12 protein-coding genes and 1 pseudogene are annotated in these 15,348 nt (G+C 29.4%); 8 read left to right on the top strand and 5 right to left on the bottom strand.

The features are described 5' to 3' along the window. A partial coding sequence (locus tag ACXLDF_RS16590) for a hypothetical protein (protein ID WP_457559670.1) occupies window positions 1-1,727 on the top strand: 1,727 nt, incomplete at its 5' end. 163 nt (window positions 1,728-1,890) lie between these two features. On the opposite strand, the gene ACXLDF_RS16585 is transcribed toward ACXLDF_RS16590, so the two are convergent. The 3 genes and pseudogenes from ACXLDF_RS16585 to ACXLDF_RS16575 all read right to left on the bottom strand — a co-directional run. Beyond that, window positions 1,891-3,249, bottom strand: coding sequence for an acyltransferase family protein (locus tag ACXLDF_RS16585; protein ID WP_457559669.1), 1,359 nt, complete (start codon window positions 3,247-3,249; stop codon window positions 1,891-1,893). 99 nt (window positions 3,250-3,348) lie between these two features. Beyond that, window positions 3,349-3,987 carry a GyrI-like domain-containing protein gene (locus ACXLDF_RS16580; RefSeq protein WP_457559668.1) on the bottom strand — a complete coding sequence of 213 codons (639 nt, stop codon included), beginning with the start codon at window positions 3,985-3,987 and terminating at the stop codon, window positions 3,349-3,351. Window positions 3,988-4,109: 122 nt separating this feature from the next. Further along, window positions 4,110-4,256 (bottom strand): annotated as a pseudogene (locus ACXLDF_RS16575) (sulfurtransferase TusA family protein); the annotation flags it as partial. A 170-nt stretch (window positions 4,257-4,426) separates the two neighbouring features. On the opposite strand from ACXLDF_RS16575, the gene ACXLDF_RS16570 reads away from it, so the two are divergent. From ACXLDF_RS16570 to ACXLDF_RS16545, 6 genes are all read left to right on the top strand, one after another. Next, window positions 4,427-4,894, top strand: coding sequence for a helix-turn-helix domain-containing protein (locus tag ACXLDF_RS16570; protein ID WP_457559667.1), 468 nt, complete (start codon window positions 4,427-4,429; stop codon window positions 4,892-4,894). Between the two features lie 720 nt (window positions 4,895-5,614). Continuing rightward, the gene (locus ACXLDF_RS16565) at window positions 5,615-6,238 is read left to right on the top strand and encodes a cyclase family protein (protein WP_457559666.1); all 624 of its coding nucleotides are present in this window, start codon (window positions 5,615-5,617) and stop codon (window positions 6,236-6,238) included. A 581-nt stretch (window positions 6,239-6,819) separates the two neighbouring features. Next, window positions 6,820-8,292, top strand: coding sequence for a phospholipase C/P1 nuclease family protein (locus tag ACXLDF_RS16560; protein WP_457559665.1), 1,473 nt, complete (start codon window positions 6,820-6,822; stop codon window positions 8,290-8,292). A gap of 207 nt (window positions 8,293-8,499) precedes the next feature. Next, on the top strand, window positions 8,500-8,817 hold the full coding sequence (locus ACXLDF_RS16555) for a hypothetical protein (RefSeq protein ID WP_457559664.1): 318 nt from the start codon (window positions 8,500-8,502) through the stop codon (window positions 8,815-8,817). A 120-nt stretch (window positions 8,818-8,937) separates the two neighbouring features. Then, on the top strand, window positions 8,938-11,403 hold the full coding sequence (locus tag ACXLDF_RS16550; RefSeq protein WP_457559663.1) for a hypothetical protein: 2,466 nt from the start codon (window positions 8,938-8,940) through the stop codon (window positions 11,401-11,403). A 156-nt stretch (window positions 11,404-11,559) separates the two neighbouring features. After that, window positions 11,560-12,165 (top strand): acetate uptake transporter, encoded by a 606-nt coding sequence (locus ACXLDF_RS16545; RefSeq protein ID WP_457559662.1) that lies wholly within the window; start codon window positions 11,560-11,562, stop codon window positions 12,163-12,165. Between the two features lie 349 nt (window positions 12,166-12,514). On the opposite strand, the gene ACXLDF_RS16540 is transcribed toward ACXLDF_RS16545, so the two are convergent. Together ACXLDF_RS16540 and ACXLDF_RS16535 are read right to left on the bottom strand one after the other, a co-directional pair. Beyond that, entirely contained in the window at window positions 12,515-12,778 is a 264-nt protein-coding gene (locus ACXLDF_RS16540; protein ID WP_457559661.1) for a hypothetical protein, read from the bottom strand. A 265-nt stretch (window positions 12,779-13,043) separates the two neighbouring features. Then, window positions 13,044-14,432 (bottom strand): hypothetical protein, encoded by a 1,389-nt coding sequence (locus ACXLDF_RS16535; RefSeq protein WP_457559660.1) that lies wholly within the window; start codon window positions 14,430-14,432, stop codon window positions 13,044-13,046. 151 nt (window positions 14,433-14,583) lie between these two features. Between ACXLDF_RS16535 and ACXLDF_RS16530 the strand changes: the two genes are divergently transcribed. Further along, window positions 14,584-15,174 (top strand): Rab family GTPase, encoded by a 591-nt coding sequence (locus ACXLDF_RS16530; RefSeq protein ID WP_457559659.1) that lies wholly within the window; start codon window positions 14,584-14,586, stop codon window positions 15,172-15,174. Window positions 15,175-15,348: the final 174 nt, after the last annotated feature.

Raw genomic sequence — 15,348 nt, 5'->3', positions numbered from 1 at the left:
ATGATAGCAAAAAACCCAAAACCTTAAATCTCCTTCTTTTTTCTTGTAAATTAATGAAACATCCTGCGTCTTCTAATGAATATCGTACCGTCTACTTGAAATGGCCGTCTTCAATTCCAAAACAATGTCCAATATGCCAAGCAAGAGTGAAGAAGAAATATCCAGATAATGGCAAGCTTATTCACACCCTAGAAGGAGATGTGAATCAAATTGTTTATTTCTATGCATGTACCAACTCAAAATGCTTATTTCATTCGAAACCATTCAATCTCCATCCTCGCTTTGAGTTTGAAGGCTTTCTTTTCGGTCGTGATGTAGTTCAAAAAGTCGCAATTTATGGAATTAAAGAGAATTTTAAACCGATTGATATTCAAAAAATGTTAAAAATTGAATACAAATTTGAGATTTCGGAAAGTACAATTCGTCGAATGCTACAAATTTGTACCGTTGTTAAATCACAAGCCATTGATGCAAAAACTAAGGAAATTATACAAAAACAGGGCTTTATTTTATTAGGACTTGATGGAGAAGATCCTCAAACAGATGGGCCTGCTCTTTGGGCATTTATAGATTTGCTCTCTCAACGAGTTTTATATACTGTTTATTTAGAATCTGCTCCTGCAGTAAAGATTCAAGAAGAAATTAAAAAAATAATTGAAATTTATCAAGTTAAGATTATTGGGTTTGTTTCAGATAAACAGCGGAGCTTAGTTTCATGTATGCGAGATTATTTTCCTGAAATACCTCATCAATTTTGTTCTTTCCATTTTTCTCAAAATCTTTGGAATCATATCGAATTAATGGACGGAAGGCTTCATAAAAAAATCTCCAAAATTATTAAAGATTCATATTTCTTATCTTGCTCTGCAGATGCAACTGTATTCTTTGAAGAACATGGGGAATTAAAACCTGTCACTGTTTTTGCTCCGATTATTAAGGATTTAAAGAAAATGAGGCGAAAAAGAACCAAAAAATTTGAATCACTTCGAGGATTGTGGTTATATGAACACTTTGAAGCGTATACACACCAATTAGAGCAAGAAGCAAAACGACTTCCTGAAGGATATCGCATGCAGAAAATCTTTTCTCGAGAAGCCGAAAAGTGGGGTGAAATTCTTACTTCTACTTATTCTTTTTACAATGAAATTAAAGAATTATTTACAAACTTTCAAAGTATTTATCAAATCATTCACAATGGTCAAATTTCTTCAGAAAAAAAAGAAGAGAAACTGGAACACGAATTTAATAAGATTGAAGATGTGTTAAAAATCATGGTTAAGAATTATGATCGATCGAAATTAAAGTCATTTCAGCCGACTTCTAAAAGTCATATCAGTGATATATATGGAGAATGGGTTCGTCTCTGGTATAGTTATAAGCCCGGGTTATTTCAATATAAATTCTTTCCAATACCAATTCAAACGATAGTAATGTTAGAACAAGCTTTTGGTCAGCAAAAATCTCGATTCTATGGGCGTGTTTCAAAAAAAAGAATTGGTCAAATGATACTATCAGAAGGGGATTATCAGTTACGATTTGTTTTTTGCGCTGAAGAAGAACTCGAATCGGATATATATGAAGAAGCCATTAAATATAATTGGCAACAGCTCAATAATAGACACAATAAAAGGAAACAAGCGATTAGCCAGAATTGGTTGAAGAAAATGGAGAAAATAGAAGGGATTTTAGGGGTTTCAGGACTATTCTATGGAGAAAGATTACCGTGAAATCTCATGTTTTTTTTCAATTTTATTTCAATTAATTCAATTGTTCCTATTTTATAATCTCATTTTTAATTAAATTCTTAATATTTAGTAGTAGCATTATAACCTCTGAAATTAAAATTTGATTGAAACTTTTTTCTGATAAATGAAATGATATATGATTAATTTAGATAAATAAAAATAATATTCTGCAAACAAACCATGCTCCATATGCAAAAAAGGCTAATATTAATAAAATTCTATAGATCATTGCATAAGTGACGTTTTGTTTCCGATTTTGATGAAATCGCTTTTCTGCCAAATACCACGTAATTCCTAAAGTGAATGTTATTATTACATTTAGGGGATAATACCAGAGATAATTAATGGGATTTCCATCGAATATATCCGGTGTACTTGAAATTCCATCGTACATTTGCAAAAAGAATTGATATATAATAGAAAAATAGAAAATTTGAGCTAAAAGAATATGATAAGTAGCTTTGCTAATAAGACGAAAGAAATCTGCAACTTTTCCTTTTGGATTTTTAGGAATAAGGCGCATTGCTATTAGGAAAAGTCCTGCAGAATACATGAAGTAGAATAAATGATAATCTCCAAATAGAAAAGGAATTAGAAGAATATCTAAATAATTGAAAATCATATATGTTAATCCAATTGGAAAAAGAATCCAAATATACAAATTTCTGAGAGCATTCCATCGATAATTTGTCGAAAACCACAATCCAATCCCTATAGCACTTAACATTGAACAAACGTTATAAAAGAAGAAAATCATTCGCACATCAAAAGTTTTATCATTTAGGATAATAATCATCGCTGAAATAATATGAGTTAACAGTTCAATTATAAATGTACAAATAAGAGTCAAAACTGGTAATTTTGTATAACAATAATATAATATAGGAAAAATTAATATAGAGCCAAAAATCACAGGAATAAACCATAATCCTGGGCCATAAAAGAAAGTGAATCCAAGATAGCGAAATGCAGATTGATCATAAAAAAATACTCCATTGACAGGTATGTGTGCAAGATTTGTTATCAATCGTAAAATTACATGGATTAAATATAATAAAAGATATGGGATCATATAACGACGCAATTTGGCTTCAAAATATTTGAATGAATATAGTTCTTTTAGAGAATTAACTGATCTTTGATGAAAAGAATATCCCATATTAAATCCCATAATTATCATTAATATGGGAATTGAAATCCGCTCCCAAAAAGACGAGTAATATTGATGAAGAAATTGATGAGTAAAACTATGATCCATTATAACTAAAGCTAACATGATAGCTTTCAGCATATCTATTTGAAAAAAGTGCATTGATTTCCCTTGATTATCATTTTGATCTTCTAGATGTAAATCAGATGATAAAGATCTGTTTATTGATTGAGTTGCTGATTGATTTCTTAATTGATTTATTGATTGATTTATCTGTATGTTTTCTCTATGATTTTCTGCTTGGTTTTCAAATTGATTTTCTATTTCTGTAATTTTCTTGAATGAAGCGTCCATTTTTTTCCACAATTGTTCATCAATGAATTTCAAATTCCGTTCTGGATCGTAATTTTCTCGAATGGAATAATTATACTTCTTTAATTATCAAATCCTTTTTTAATCTTTTTTTCTCTTTGTTATAGGTTGACGGAGAATTGTTTTTAACTTTGAGGGTTCAATTTTTCGGGGATCACTTAAATAAATTTCATGGTGCTTACCTGTTAATAAATATCCATTATCCTTAGCAAACTGATGCATTTTCTTTATTATTGGTGGTTCATCATTATATGGCCCAACATACAATAATTGAACACATTCACCTTCATCATAACTTTCCCAATATAATTTGGGTAGCATTTTAGGATTTTTAGATTCTTTTAATATTGATACAGCTAGATTTATTTGATTCTCTTTCACAAAATCAGGTATTCTTATCATCATTATCCATTGCCATTGTTCTTTATTTTCCATAGACCATTTTTTCATATCATCTATAAACCATAGTCCTTCTAATGGAGGAACCACATAATCATTCTCTGGTTGTTGCTTTTTGATAACTTTCATTTTCAAAGTATATGAAATACTATATAGCAATTGTACCGTTTCTTGATATTCTTTAGAATTGTTTGGATCCCCCTTTCCACTAAGCATAAAGAATTTCATTTTTGGGATTGTAATAAAAACTGGGGTTTTTCTTGGGGGATTATACAACTCTGGGAATTCTTTTTTAAAATCTATTTTTTTCTTTGATGACATTGACTTTTTTCCTTCTAATTATGATAATGAAAAAAAATGAGTGGACATGTTCTTAAACTCTAAAAATCAAGTGCTTAAGTATCCGATTTATTAAACCTTTCACTTATGTAAGCATGTCCATTCTAATTTTTAATCTTTTTTTCTTCAACTTTGAGCAATATATGACCAGTACGTTTGCAAAACCGAGTTAAATCTTCCTTAGAAGCAGGATCATCTGCAAGTACTTCTAAAATATCACCACAATTTAAATCATCGATTTTAGATCGAGTTTGAAAAAGTGGTTTCGATTAATCTATAATGCAGAAAAATCTATTGTCCTTTCATCTCTTCCTTTGAAAAATATAAACGAATTGAACCTGCATTAAAGCATGCGTTTCAAAAAGGAATTCAAATTCAGATTTACTATTCTCGATTGGATTTTAATTTTGAGAATCAAGAGATGGAAATTTTAGAAAAAATAATGGATATTCTTCAGAATTTGCGTTTTAATTTGATAGAATTAGAAGAAAAAACGTGTCAGAATGTTGGATTTAATAATCAAATAATTCAGAATGGATTTCTTCTAATTGATAACAGTTTTTTTAATTCACTGGGATTTTTAGATGAAAAGGTGTTCTACATTCATGGCTTTTTTTCAAAGAATACCGTTGAACAAATTACTCACCTTTTTCAGTTGAAAACCCCAAAAAAACATATAGAATTGAAATATCCAAAGGTGTATAGTAAAATAATCCAGATAATTCAAACAAACCAAAATCCTATTAAAACTCGAGATCTCAGCAGAAATATCGGAATTAGTGGAACTAAGCTTAAACAAATGCTAGATTTTTTAGTGAGAGAAGGTGAAATTCAGAAAAAAATTGTCAGTTCCACTCGAGGTCGTCCTGCTGTATATTATTTTTATTAGTATTCTTAATTAGTAAAGTTGATAACAATGAATTATACAAGTATGATTTTTTTGAAAACTTAACTCAAAACCAGTGTGTATAAATAAAACTATACCTCATCCTTTTTTTTGCATTTTTTTATTGATTTTAACCAAATGGCAAAAAATTTAAAGTTCTATATCAAATAAAGGGAAATTATTTGATTTTTTAATATTTTTATTTGTTCATTGATAAGTTTTAAGATCTTTTTTTTTTTGATTACACATTAAAAGGATATAAAATGACAAACATTTATATATGATACACACTATTATTTAATTGTAATACACACTCATTACATAAAGTGAAAAATTATGAATCAATTAAATTACAATAACAGATACCCCCAATACCGATATCAAATTCAATTTGAAAATCGATTTGTTGCTTATTAAGAAATAGATGAATTCCTGTAGTTATACCTTTTTTTTTAACATTGATTAAATCTAAAATTCAAGGTGAATAAAATGAACCAAATATATAATCGAAAACAACAAAAAAAACTTAATCGCATCCAAGCCGAAAATGAGTATTTCTATCTCCGATTTCGCTTCTGAACAGAAATTTCAAATTTTGTTAATATTTTTTTCCACTCCCTTTTTATCTAGTAATGAAAGATTATTGGCGAAATAAATTAATATTAAGAAGAAAATATACAGAAAACTATTATTATTTCTTTGATTTAGCTGAATTTGATTAGAATGAAATTTTATGATATCAGCTTACAAATTGACGAAACTCTTCTAAATTATCCTGGTGATCTTCCTGTAAAATTTCAAAAAATAGAGACAATTGGAAAAGGCCAATGGAATTTATCAATAATCTCACTTAGTGCACATTCAGGAACACACGTTGATTCTGACTTGCATATATCTGCTACTGGGAGACCTGCCAGCGAAATAAATTTAGAGCAATGTTATGGAAAAGCATTAGTGGTTGATCTAACTGAATTATCTCTTGGGGAAATGATCCAAATTCATCATCTTAAGAATTTTTTTATTCATCCTCAAGATTGGACTAATTTAATTATCTTGTTTAAAACGGGTAACTCAAAAATTGGATATGATACTTTTCATGAAGATTCGGTAGGGCTTTCACTCGAAGGGGCTAATTTTCTAAGAAGATGTGGTGTTAAAGCTGTAGGAATTGATTCAATTACAATCGGATCATATGATACTCATAAAGAATTACTATTACATCAAATCTTGGTGTATGAAGGATTAAATTTGGTTGATGTTACTCCAGGTGAATATTTATTTGTTGGATTTCCTATAAAAATTAAGACAGAAGGTGCATTCGTTCGTGCAGTTCTAATTAAAGAATGAGTACTAGTGATTTTTAGCGAATTCTTCTTTTTTTAAAATCAAAAATTCTATAAAAATCTAACAATTAAAAATTTTATAATATGAGAAATTTAGAGAAATTTAAAGAAATTTAAAGAAATAAAAGAAGAATTAAGAATTTTAAGTTAAAAAATATCATATTTCTTCCAGACTTGAAAGTAAATCTATTTTATAAAAATATTATAATAACTCTTTTATTTAAAGTAAATAAAGAAATGGTAATAAATTCCAAAACAAATGGATTTTATAAATATTCTACTAAAATTTTTAACTAAATTTTTCTTATAGGAAAATAATCTTCCTAAAAATGAAAAAAAATATTTTTTGTTTATTATATCGAATATATAGTCAAGATGACAAAGGATAATCGGATAAATTGAGTTAATGATTAATAATTATTCTCTATTCCCTTTTTAAAGCTTGGAAAACACTTATTAAGATAATTCTATTATTATGATATTACTTATTTAATCGCTACTATACCGGATTTAATCTATATTTCAATGATTAGTTAAGAGATCTCGGAGGATTAAATAAGCAATTCATTGGTAGGATGTGAAATTATGAAAAATATAAAGAAAAATGCCATTGTTCTATTGGTAATAATTAGTTTTGTAGGAATGATGACTGTTTCTCAAATAAACTATACTAAAGCGTATGGTGCAGGGGATGGAACAGTTACAAATGATGGAACTCATGGTGCAATAACACAAGCTGCGATAGATGTTCTTCGAAATGATGGTTATACTAATATTGCGGATGAAATTGATGCTCACTATGATCGAATTGCTCTTGCCCAACATGATGCTGATTGGCAGGGAGAATTATTTGGTTATCCAGTAGCTGCTCGAAATCACTACATGGATGCACAAACTCACGCTCCCTTATTACCTGGATGTGAAAGTGCTGGAAATTATGGACAAACCTATTTTGATAAGGCTGTTGATGAATTTAAACAGAATAAAATCAGTGATGCATGGTATCACTTTGGAAAGGCTCTTCATGTTCTCCAAGATTTAACCGTCCCGCATCATGCTCATAATGAAATGTTTGCTGGACATTCAGAATATGAAGGTTTAATTTATACATCTTATATTACCTCAACAACATCTTCTGGATATTACACATTTTCAAGTCTTTCTGGTCATTATAATGATGATACTGCATTTGGTTGGATCGATCGAGCAGCTCATTATAGTTATGGATATTTCAGTTATGTAGATGATCCTAATGACAATTCTCAATATCGTTATGTTCAAAGTATTTTGTTACCAAAAGCAGTTCGCCTTTCAGCAGGATTTTTAAAATTTTTCTATGATAAAACACATCCATTTGCTGGGGGTTTGTATTTTCCAAAAGCTACTTATAGTAAATTAAGTTTTGAAGTTGAGTTTAAAAAGTACGATGCAAATCCTTTTAGTAATACGGCTAAGGGAAAATTATGGATTAATATTGAAAGTGATCAAGACACAATTTCTCGATATCTACGCATTTATATTGATGGAAATCGAATTGACCAAAAAACAATTAATTATAATGGATTTAATGGCGAAATAGCTTATTCATCAACAACAGGGAAGCACATTGTAACTCTTGAAATTTATTACGGGGGATATAAAACTTATGGTTGGAAACTCGTCAATTTTGGAGTAATTAATCGATATTGGGGACTTCTTGGTGATACATATGGTGTTGGAAAAGTTCTTGCTGCTTTTTTCCCACAATCTAGTAATTCTGAGATAACATTTGAATTTCCAGCAGGAAAATATGGATGGACATATATGGATATTTTAATTAAACAACACGATGATACATACAGTCGACTTTTTAGTGTTTATGTTGATGGTGTTTTGAAGGTATCTGAATCTAGTGCACCTACATTACCTTGGAATGGCCAACAACATTTCTATATTGGTTATTACACCAAAGGAACATTGCATAAACTAACTTTGCGAATTCGATATGGTGGTTATAAACCATATGGATGGAAACTTGTTTTAACTCCTGATCAGGATGGTTTTGTAGTTCGGCCATAAGTGGCTAAAGATTTGATTAAATATGAAATGATTATTCCGAAATATCATGCATAACTAAAAAGATTGAATAATTATTTTTCAACATTACTTCTTTTTTTTATTTTTTTTCTGCCTTTCCATATTATTTTTGTAAAAAATGAATCCAAATCTTTCATTTCTTCAAAAAATGCTAACATATTTTAATCAGAGTGACAATTTTAATTAATAATGTCATTTGATATCTTTCTTTTAGAAACGCTTAAATTTAAAATTCAATCAAAATTAAATCAATATACCCCTCCATTAATTGCTAATCTCTCAGAAAGAGCCAATGATCTTTATATTATTAGACGTATCTTCTATCAGCAGTTACTTAAAATATTAGACGAATCTTCTATTGAAAATTCTCTTAAAAATTCCAATATGACTTTTTCAGATTACGTCCGCTCTTCTATTCGACAGATTTTCAAATCTTGTAATCCAAAATATGCACAAAACTTGAAAATATTAGAAGAAGATATTGATGAATTATTTATCTTGTTATAAATTCCATTATTAAGCTCAAGAAGGTTTTTCATACTAAAATGTATTGTGAAATTTCTTGATCATATCTATATAATATCTCTTTTCAATAGTTTGGACTCGTTTTTCATGATAAGGAAGAAGGTGATAAACACGTCGAATCCATGGAATTCTCTCTTTTCTAAAGAAATTTCGCTTTCATTAAATAATTCTAATTCCCAAGACACTGTTTCAGATAATTTAAAAAATCCCAATATCAAATCTCATTCTGTTTCTTCATCTGAAGACGCTTCTTTTAATTTAAACATGATTTTCGACAATATTCCTGAAGATATTTCACTATCTGATTCAACAGCTACTAATTCCAAATCCACAAAACAAGATAATCTTAATCATCACATTAGTTCAAGTTCTGACCTTCCTTCCTTCTTTTCTTCTACTGAAATTCCCTTTCCTTCTTCTACTAAATCTGTAAATGTCAAAAAAAAAACACTAAATTCAATGGAAAAGGAATATTTTCGAAAAAAAACACCTAAAATTCAAAAATTCCCAAAAATAGTAAATTCTTCTAAGTTATCACAAGAAAAAAAACACAAAAAAGGCTTTTCAAATCATCTTTCCAAACAAAATTTCAACTTTAAACAAGATGAAAACTTCAATTTAGAATATGAATATAATGAACCCAAAGATGATATTGATAGAGAAGCAATTAACCCATCATTAAAAACCAGTAAGTTATCAGATATACGTTGGAATCAAATGAGAATACCAAGATCAAACAATATTTATAAGGATCTCTCCAAAAAACCAAAACCACTTCCTTATAATCACTCTAATGAAAATTCACAACGAAATTTTGGAGGAAATAAAGCTTTACAAAATATGTATAATCGAATGCAATCTCGTAATCAATTTAAGAATTTAGAACATTTATCACAAAGACAGCAGAAACCAGAAAAAATAGATTTGGGTTTTAAAAAACTAGCTAAACAGCAAAATATAACTGCTGAACATCTTCAAAATTTTAAATCAATCAATAATTCGATTGATAATAATAATAATAATAATAATAATAATAATCTTGATGATCATAGTTATTTTAATAATAATTCTAGCGAAAATGCATTAAAAAATAATTCACAATTACATTATTTCTCTCAAAAATACCCACATTCTGCTGAAAAGAATTTTTCTTCATATTTAAATAAAGATCTCATAAAAAATTCAAGATTCAAAAATTCAAGATTCAAAAATCAAATGAAAAAAAATTCAATTATTAGAAATCCTTCAACTCAAGCAGATATCCAATATAAAACAACTAATAATCAATATTTTCATATTCCAGATATCCCTCCAATGAAGAATAAAACAGAAGATTCAATTAGAAATGTTTTTGGATTAAAAAATCTTGCATTTCCTGAAAATAATTCTTTCCAAAATCGAGAAAATATCAATAAGAATTTACACTCATTATCAAAAATTTCTTCCTACCCAGATATTAATTATGCTTCAGATCATGTTCCTTCTCCAGATATTTCAAGCGAAAGATATAATAATCCCGCATCTAGACAATTTTCAAGATTCCAGGACTATTCGAATGCACAGTTTTCTCCAGTCTCTAAATCTTCATTAAATCCAGCTTCTTATATTGATTCTCACCAAAATGATATGAACCAACAATTTTTGGATAGAAAACAAGGAATGTTTACACGTTCTGGCAATTTTGACAATCTCAATTCTCCCGGCGGTTCTATTTACCCAAATGGTTTGAATTATCCTGTTAATCTGAATTATCTTAATATTCCCAATTATCCAAATGGCTCATACAATTCTAATCGTTTTGATCATTTTAATCATTTTAATCATCATAATATTCCGCAATCTCCTTACAAGGAAGGATATGCGCGTGAATTTCCTAAAAATGCGTATCCTCAAACATCACGATTTGGATTCCGAAGTTTTGATAATTCTATAACTAACCCCGCTGAATCATCAATATATCGACCAAATATTCAAGTTCAATCGCAATTTGATTATTCTTCCCAACCTAAAAAATCATTTGAACAAAATAATCTTGGTATTCAAAATCCAAATTCTCAATTTTCAGGTGTTTCACAGCGATCGTTCTTTCAACCCCCAAATTTAGCCTCTCGCATTCAACCACTTATTGTAGAAAGACAAATGATCCCCCTCAATCAAGTATATCAACGACATGAAAATAGCAATACATTCCGTCAATTTAATCAAGAAGAGTTAACATATCCAGAACCTATCTCCCAGCATCAATCAGAAGACTTTGAATTACGTAGGTCTTTTATAATTGAAACTCTTTCTGAAATGAAATCAATTGCACCTCTAAAGATCCAAATACTTGAAATGCTGAATAATAAAGAATCTATCTCAGAAACTGAATTATTAAGGCAAATTAAAAAATCAGGCCAATATCTTGGAAATGTTGCATTGGGCCTTATGATGTTTCACTTGATCGAAGAATTTGGCTCAGATATGATCCAACGTTCTTTTTCTGACGGAAAGTATTTCTATTCGCTTACATCGGAATTTAAACAGATAATTCAACATAGTTATTTGAACAAAGAAAAATCTGAATAGTGTTGATTAGTTTTTTGTTATTTTCAAAGAAAAAATTAGAAAAAAGAATAGAAATGAAATATTTTAGCCTTTTAATTTTCAAAGAATAGAAAAGAAAGGTTTTAAAATTTTATAATAATAATTAGCTCACATCGAGGATTACCTCGATTTTGGGTTATGAGAAATATGTCAGAACATTCAACTGTCGAAATTAAGGATACCACATCAAATCCAGCCCCTCTAGGGTTATTAGGATTCGGTATGACTACGGTTTTGCTTAACCTTCATAATTCAGGAGTATATGCTCTTGGAAGTATGATTCTCGCAATGGGACTCGTTTACGGAGGATTAGCTCAAGTAATAGCAGGAATCATGGAATGGAAAAAAGGAAACACATTTGGATCTGTCGCATTTACATCCTATGGTCTTTTCTGGTGGTCCCTCGTTCTTTTAGTAGTTTTACCAGGTATTAGTGGATTTGAAGCTTTTGTAGTTACTAATGAAGCAAAGGTTGCCTACCTAATTATGTGGGGTATTTTCACATCCTTCATGTTTTTAGGCACTTTTAAATCAAATTTAGCTACAATGTTCGTGTTCCTAAGTTTAGCCGTCTTATTCTTCTTATTAGCGATTGCTGATGCAACTGGGTCTGCGGCCATAGGTGTAATTGCAGGAATCGAGGGAATTATTTGCGGATCTTCGGCAATATATACTGCATTTGCAGAAATTTTAAATGAAAAATATGGAAAAACTGTTTTACCTTTATTTCCAGTTAAATCCTAAAAATTGAACATCTATTTTTTTTTTCATTTTTTTTCTAAAATCTTTCTTTCAGATTAATATTCATTATTTTTAAGGGAATAATTTCTTAATTAAGAAGAAAATATCAAAGATTAATGTAAAATTTGCTTTTTTTCTCATTTAGCAAAAATTACAAATAGTAATTATGTACTTGATAAAATTTTATATAAAGAAAAAGAAAAGATATGAAAAAAAGGATGACCTGATTGTTCTGGTTGTTTTTTAATATTCTGTTGATAATTTAATTTCATAACTTATTATTTGAAGTTTAAAGCCATAGTGAAGAATCGAGATTGGGATCCCTCTTTTTATTCTTAATGTTATTTAATTATTAATAATCTTCAACTTCTGCAATCGCGCGTTTTTCAATATGCTTACGTTTTCCAATATGAAGTTTTTGCTTTTTTTCTTCCTCCCTCATTTTTTTGAGTAATTTTCTATTTTCAATTATTTTTTCATAACGATTTTTTTCGTGGTTGAATTTTGTTGAACGATCTTCCACATCTAGGTCTGCTAATTTTTGAATATCTTCATGACGCTTTCTGTTTAATTCTGCATGGACAATTTTTCGAGGTTTTTTGTATTTATCTGTCATGGTTTTTCACCTAAAAATTCGTCAGTTTTTTTTTTTTTAAAAATACATGGATTTTTAATTCCTGCATAAAACTTAGTATTTTATTTGATTCAAATTTAGAACAATCGTGGAGAAAAAATAGTGTCATCCATAATACTTAACTAAATTCGTCTTAAAAAACTTTTCATATTCAGATTATAAGTAAATTCCTTATGAATTTGACAAAAAAATCATTAAAGATTCAAAAAAGTACTAAGTGAATTCCAAGATTTTCTTATGAAAAAAATTAAAATGCAGGAGATCCGCAATTTGGACAGATTCGCTCATTAGGTTTTAATTGATGGGAACAGACTTTACAAATTCGAATTCCGTTTCTCATCTTCTTTTTCTTTCTTCTTTCTGCCAATCGTTTTCTGGCTAAAGCCGCTTTTTCTTCTTCAGTCATAGTTGATTCTTTAGTTTTTAATTCTTCGATTTTTTCTTCCTTTGCTTTTTCTTCTTGTTCTTTTTCATCAGCAGCTACACCAACAGGTTGAAATCCGAACAAACCCCTTTTTACTTTAAATTTACCCTTTTTAATCACTCCTTCTTCAGCAATTCCGTCAGAAGATTGTGTGGTGGATGCTTGTTGTGTAGTTTCTTCTTTTTCTATATGTTTTTCTTCTTCAATTGAAGATTGCGATTCAGTAATTTCAGCAGGAGTCTCACCTTCTGGATTCCATGTCTCTTCTTCTAATTCTTCTAACATTTTTCCTCCAGTTTCTTCTTCTCCTGGATAAGGTTCCCCATTAATTTCATAAACTCGGTGTTCATCTAATTTAATTAAGCCACCACAATTTACACATCTAAAAATATTTTTTAATCCAATATTTTTCTTCCATGTATATAAAGCTGCACAGCATTCGTGATAAGGTTTACCGCAAAGTGGACATGATATTTTATCTTCAGGTAAAGAACAATATTCACATATTTCTTTTCCACAAATCAGACATGGACCAAGATTTGGTTCAGCAGTTGTAAGTAATTTTGCTACATTTTCATAGTAGAGTTTTTTATCCTTATCAATTTCTTGACCTCCTTCTACTCGTAAATCAGGTAATGTCTTATTCTTAGCCAAAGCAACAAACTTACTTAAGAATTCTTTTTCGTTTTGAGCATAGAATAATCCTCCTGAAGTAAGAGTTGAAATTATTCGAAGTTTTACATCATCTGAATACCTTTCATTCCCCCCAATTCGAATAATATCAATAAATGTAGGAAAATTTTTAACAGTTTCAACTAATTCCATTAATGCTTCTGCATATTCAGATGATTTCTGGCTTGGTGAATCGCTAATTACAATTACTCGATAATTTCCTGCTTTTTGAGCTGCTTTTTGAGCTAAAAAGCTCAAGCAATAAAACAATCCATTTTCAAAATTACTTTGACTTATTTCTCGTTTTTTCCAATCTGTATTAATCTGATTTTTGATTTCTTTTATATTGCTCATCTCTTCAGATAGAAAAGGTGTATTTTCTTGTAAAAAGTAGAAACAACTAAATGAGCAGTTGGGAATTTTATTCAATTTGTCTTTAATGAACTGTTCTATTCCTTTTAGTAAATTTTTTTTTGATAGAATATTTGTTGATAAATCTAAATAAAACACAATCGATTCGGGCAAAAGTGTTGGTGTCATGGTTACTCCCTTTAATTATTTTTTTAATGTTGATTATTTATCGTATAGTAAATACTTGTCAAATGTATGTTAAATAGTTTGTTCATCATGGAACCTCTACAATGAAATCATTATTAACAATCCACACTAATATATACATGGTGACGCAACGTTGAGTAAATCTGATGAAATCTACGTCCAACAGCGCGATGAAGGTGAAATTACTTATAAAATTATCGTAATCGGAGATCCGGCTATTGGCAAAACTAGCCTAATCCGTAAATATGTTAAATATCAATTTGAAAAGGATTATATTCCTACTGTCGGTGTTTCAATTTCAAAACAACCAATAGAATTGAATGTAGGAGGAAAGCAAGTCAAAATTAACCTCATGCTGTGGGATTTAGCAGGCCAACCCCAATTTTTTTTGTTGCATAAAGTTTATTTCAATGGAGCTAATGGAGTCTTATTAGGATTCGATCTTACCCGGACACACACGTACTCAAATACGAAGGAGTGGCATAAGGAATTAGTTAAAAATGGTTTAACTTCTTTACCGATGATATATTTTGGAAACAAGTCTGATTTAAGGGATGAACGGAAGGTTGCGCAACCTCATATTGAATATATGCAAGAGCAATTGGGAATTCCTGATTATGTTGAGACTTCTGCATTATCGGGCGATAATGTTGACAGGTTATTTGAACTGATTGCCCGTCGAATTTATGAGAAAAAGCAAAATGAAAAAGTTACCAGTAAATAAATGAAGCGTGTGTGTAGATTAGTTTTTCTTTTTTTTTCTCAAGTAACGAGAATTTTTAAATTCCCATGTTCGACAAAAATCTAATTAATATATCATAATTGTTAAGCATTTATAATATTTCCATTCTTCCTTATTATTATGATAAGTGAACCATTAGATATATCAATCCAATCG

This window comes from Candidatus Harpocratesius sp., from assembly GCF_054039255.1.
This window is presented reverse-complemented; position numbering and strand designations above follow the sequence as displayed.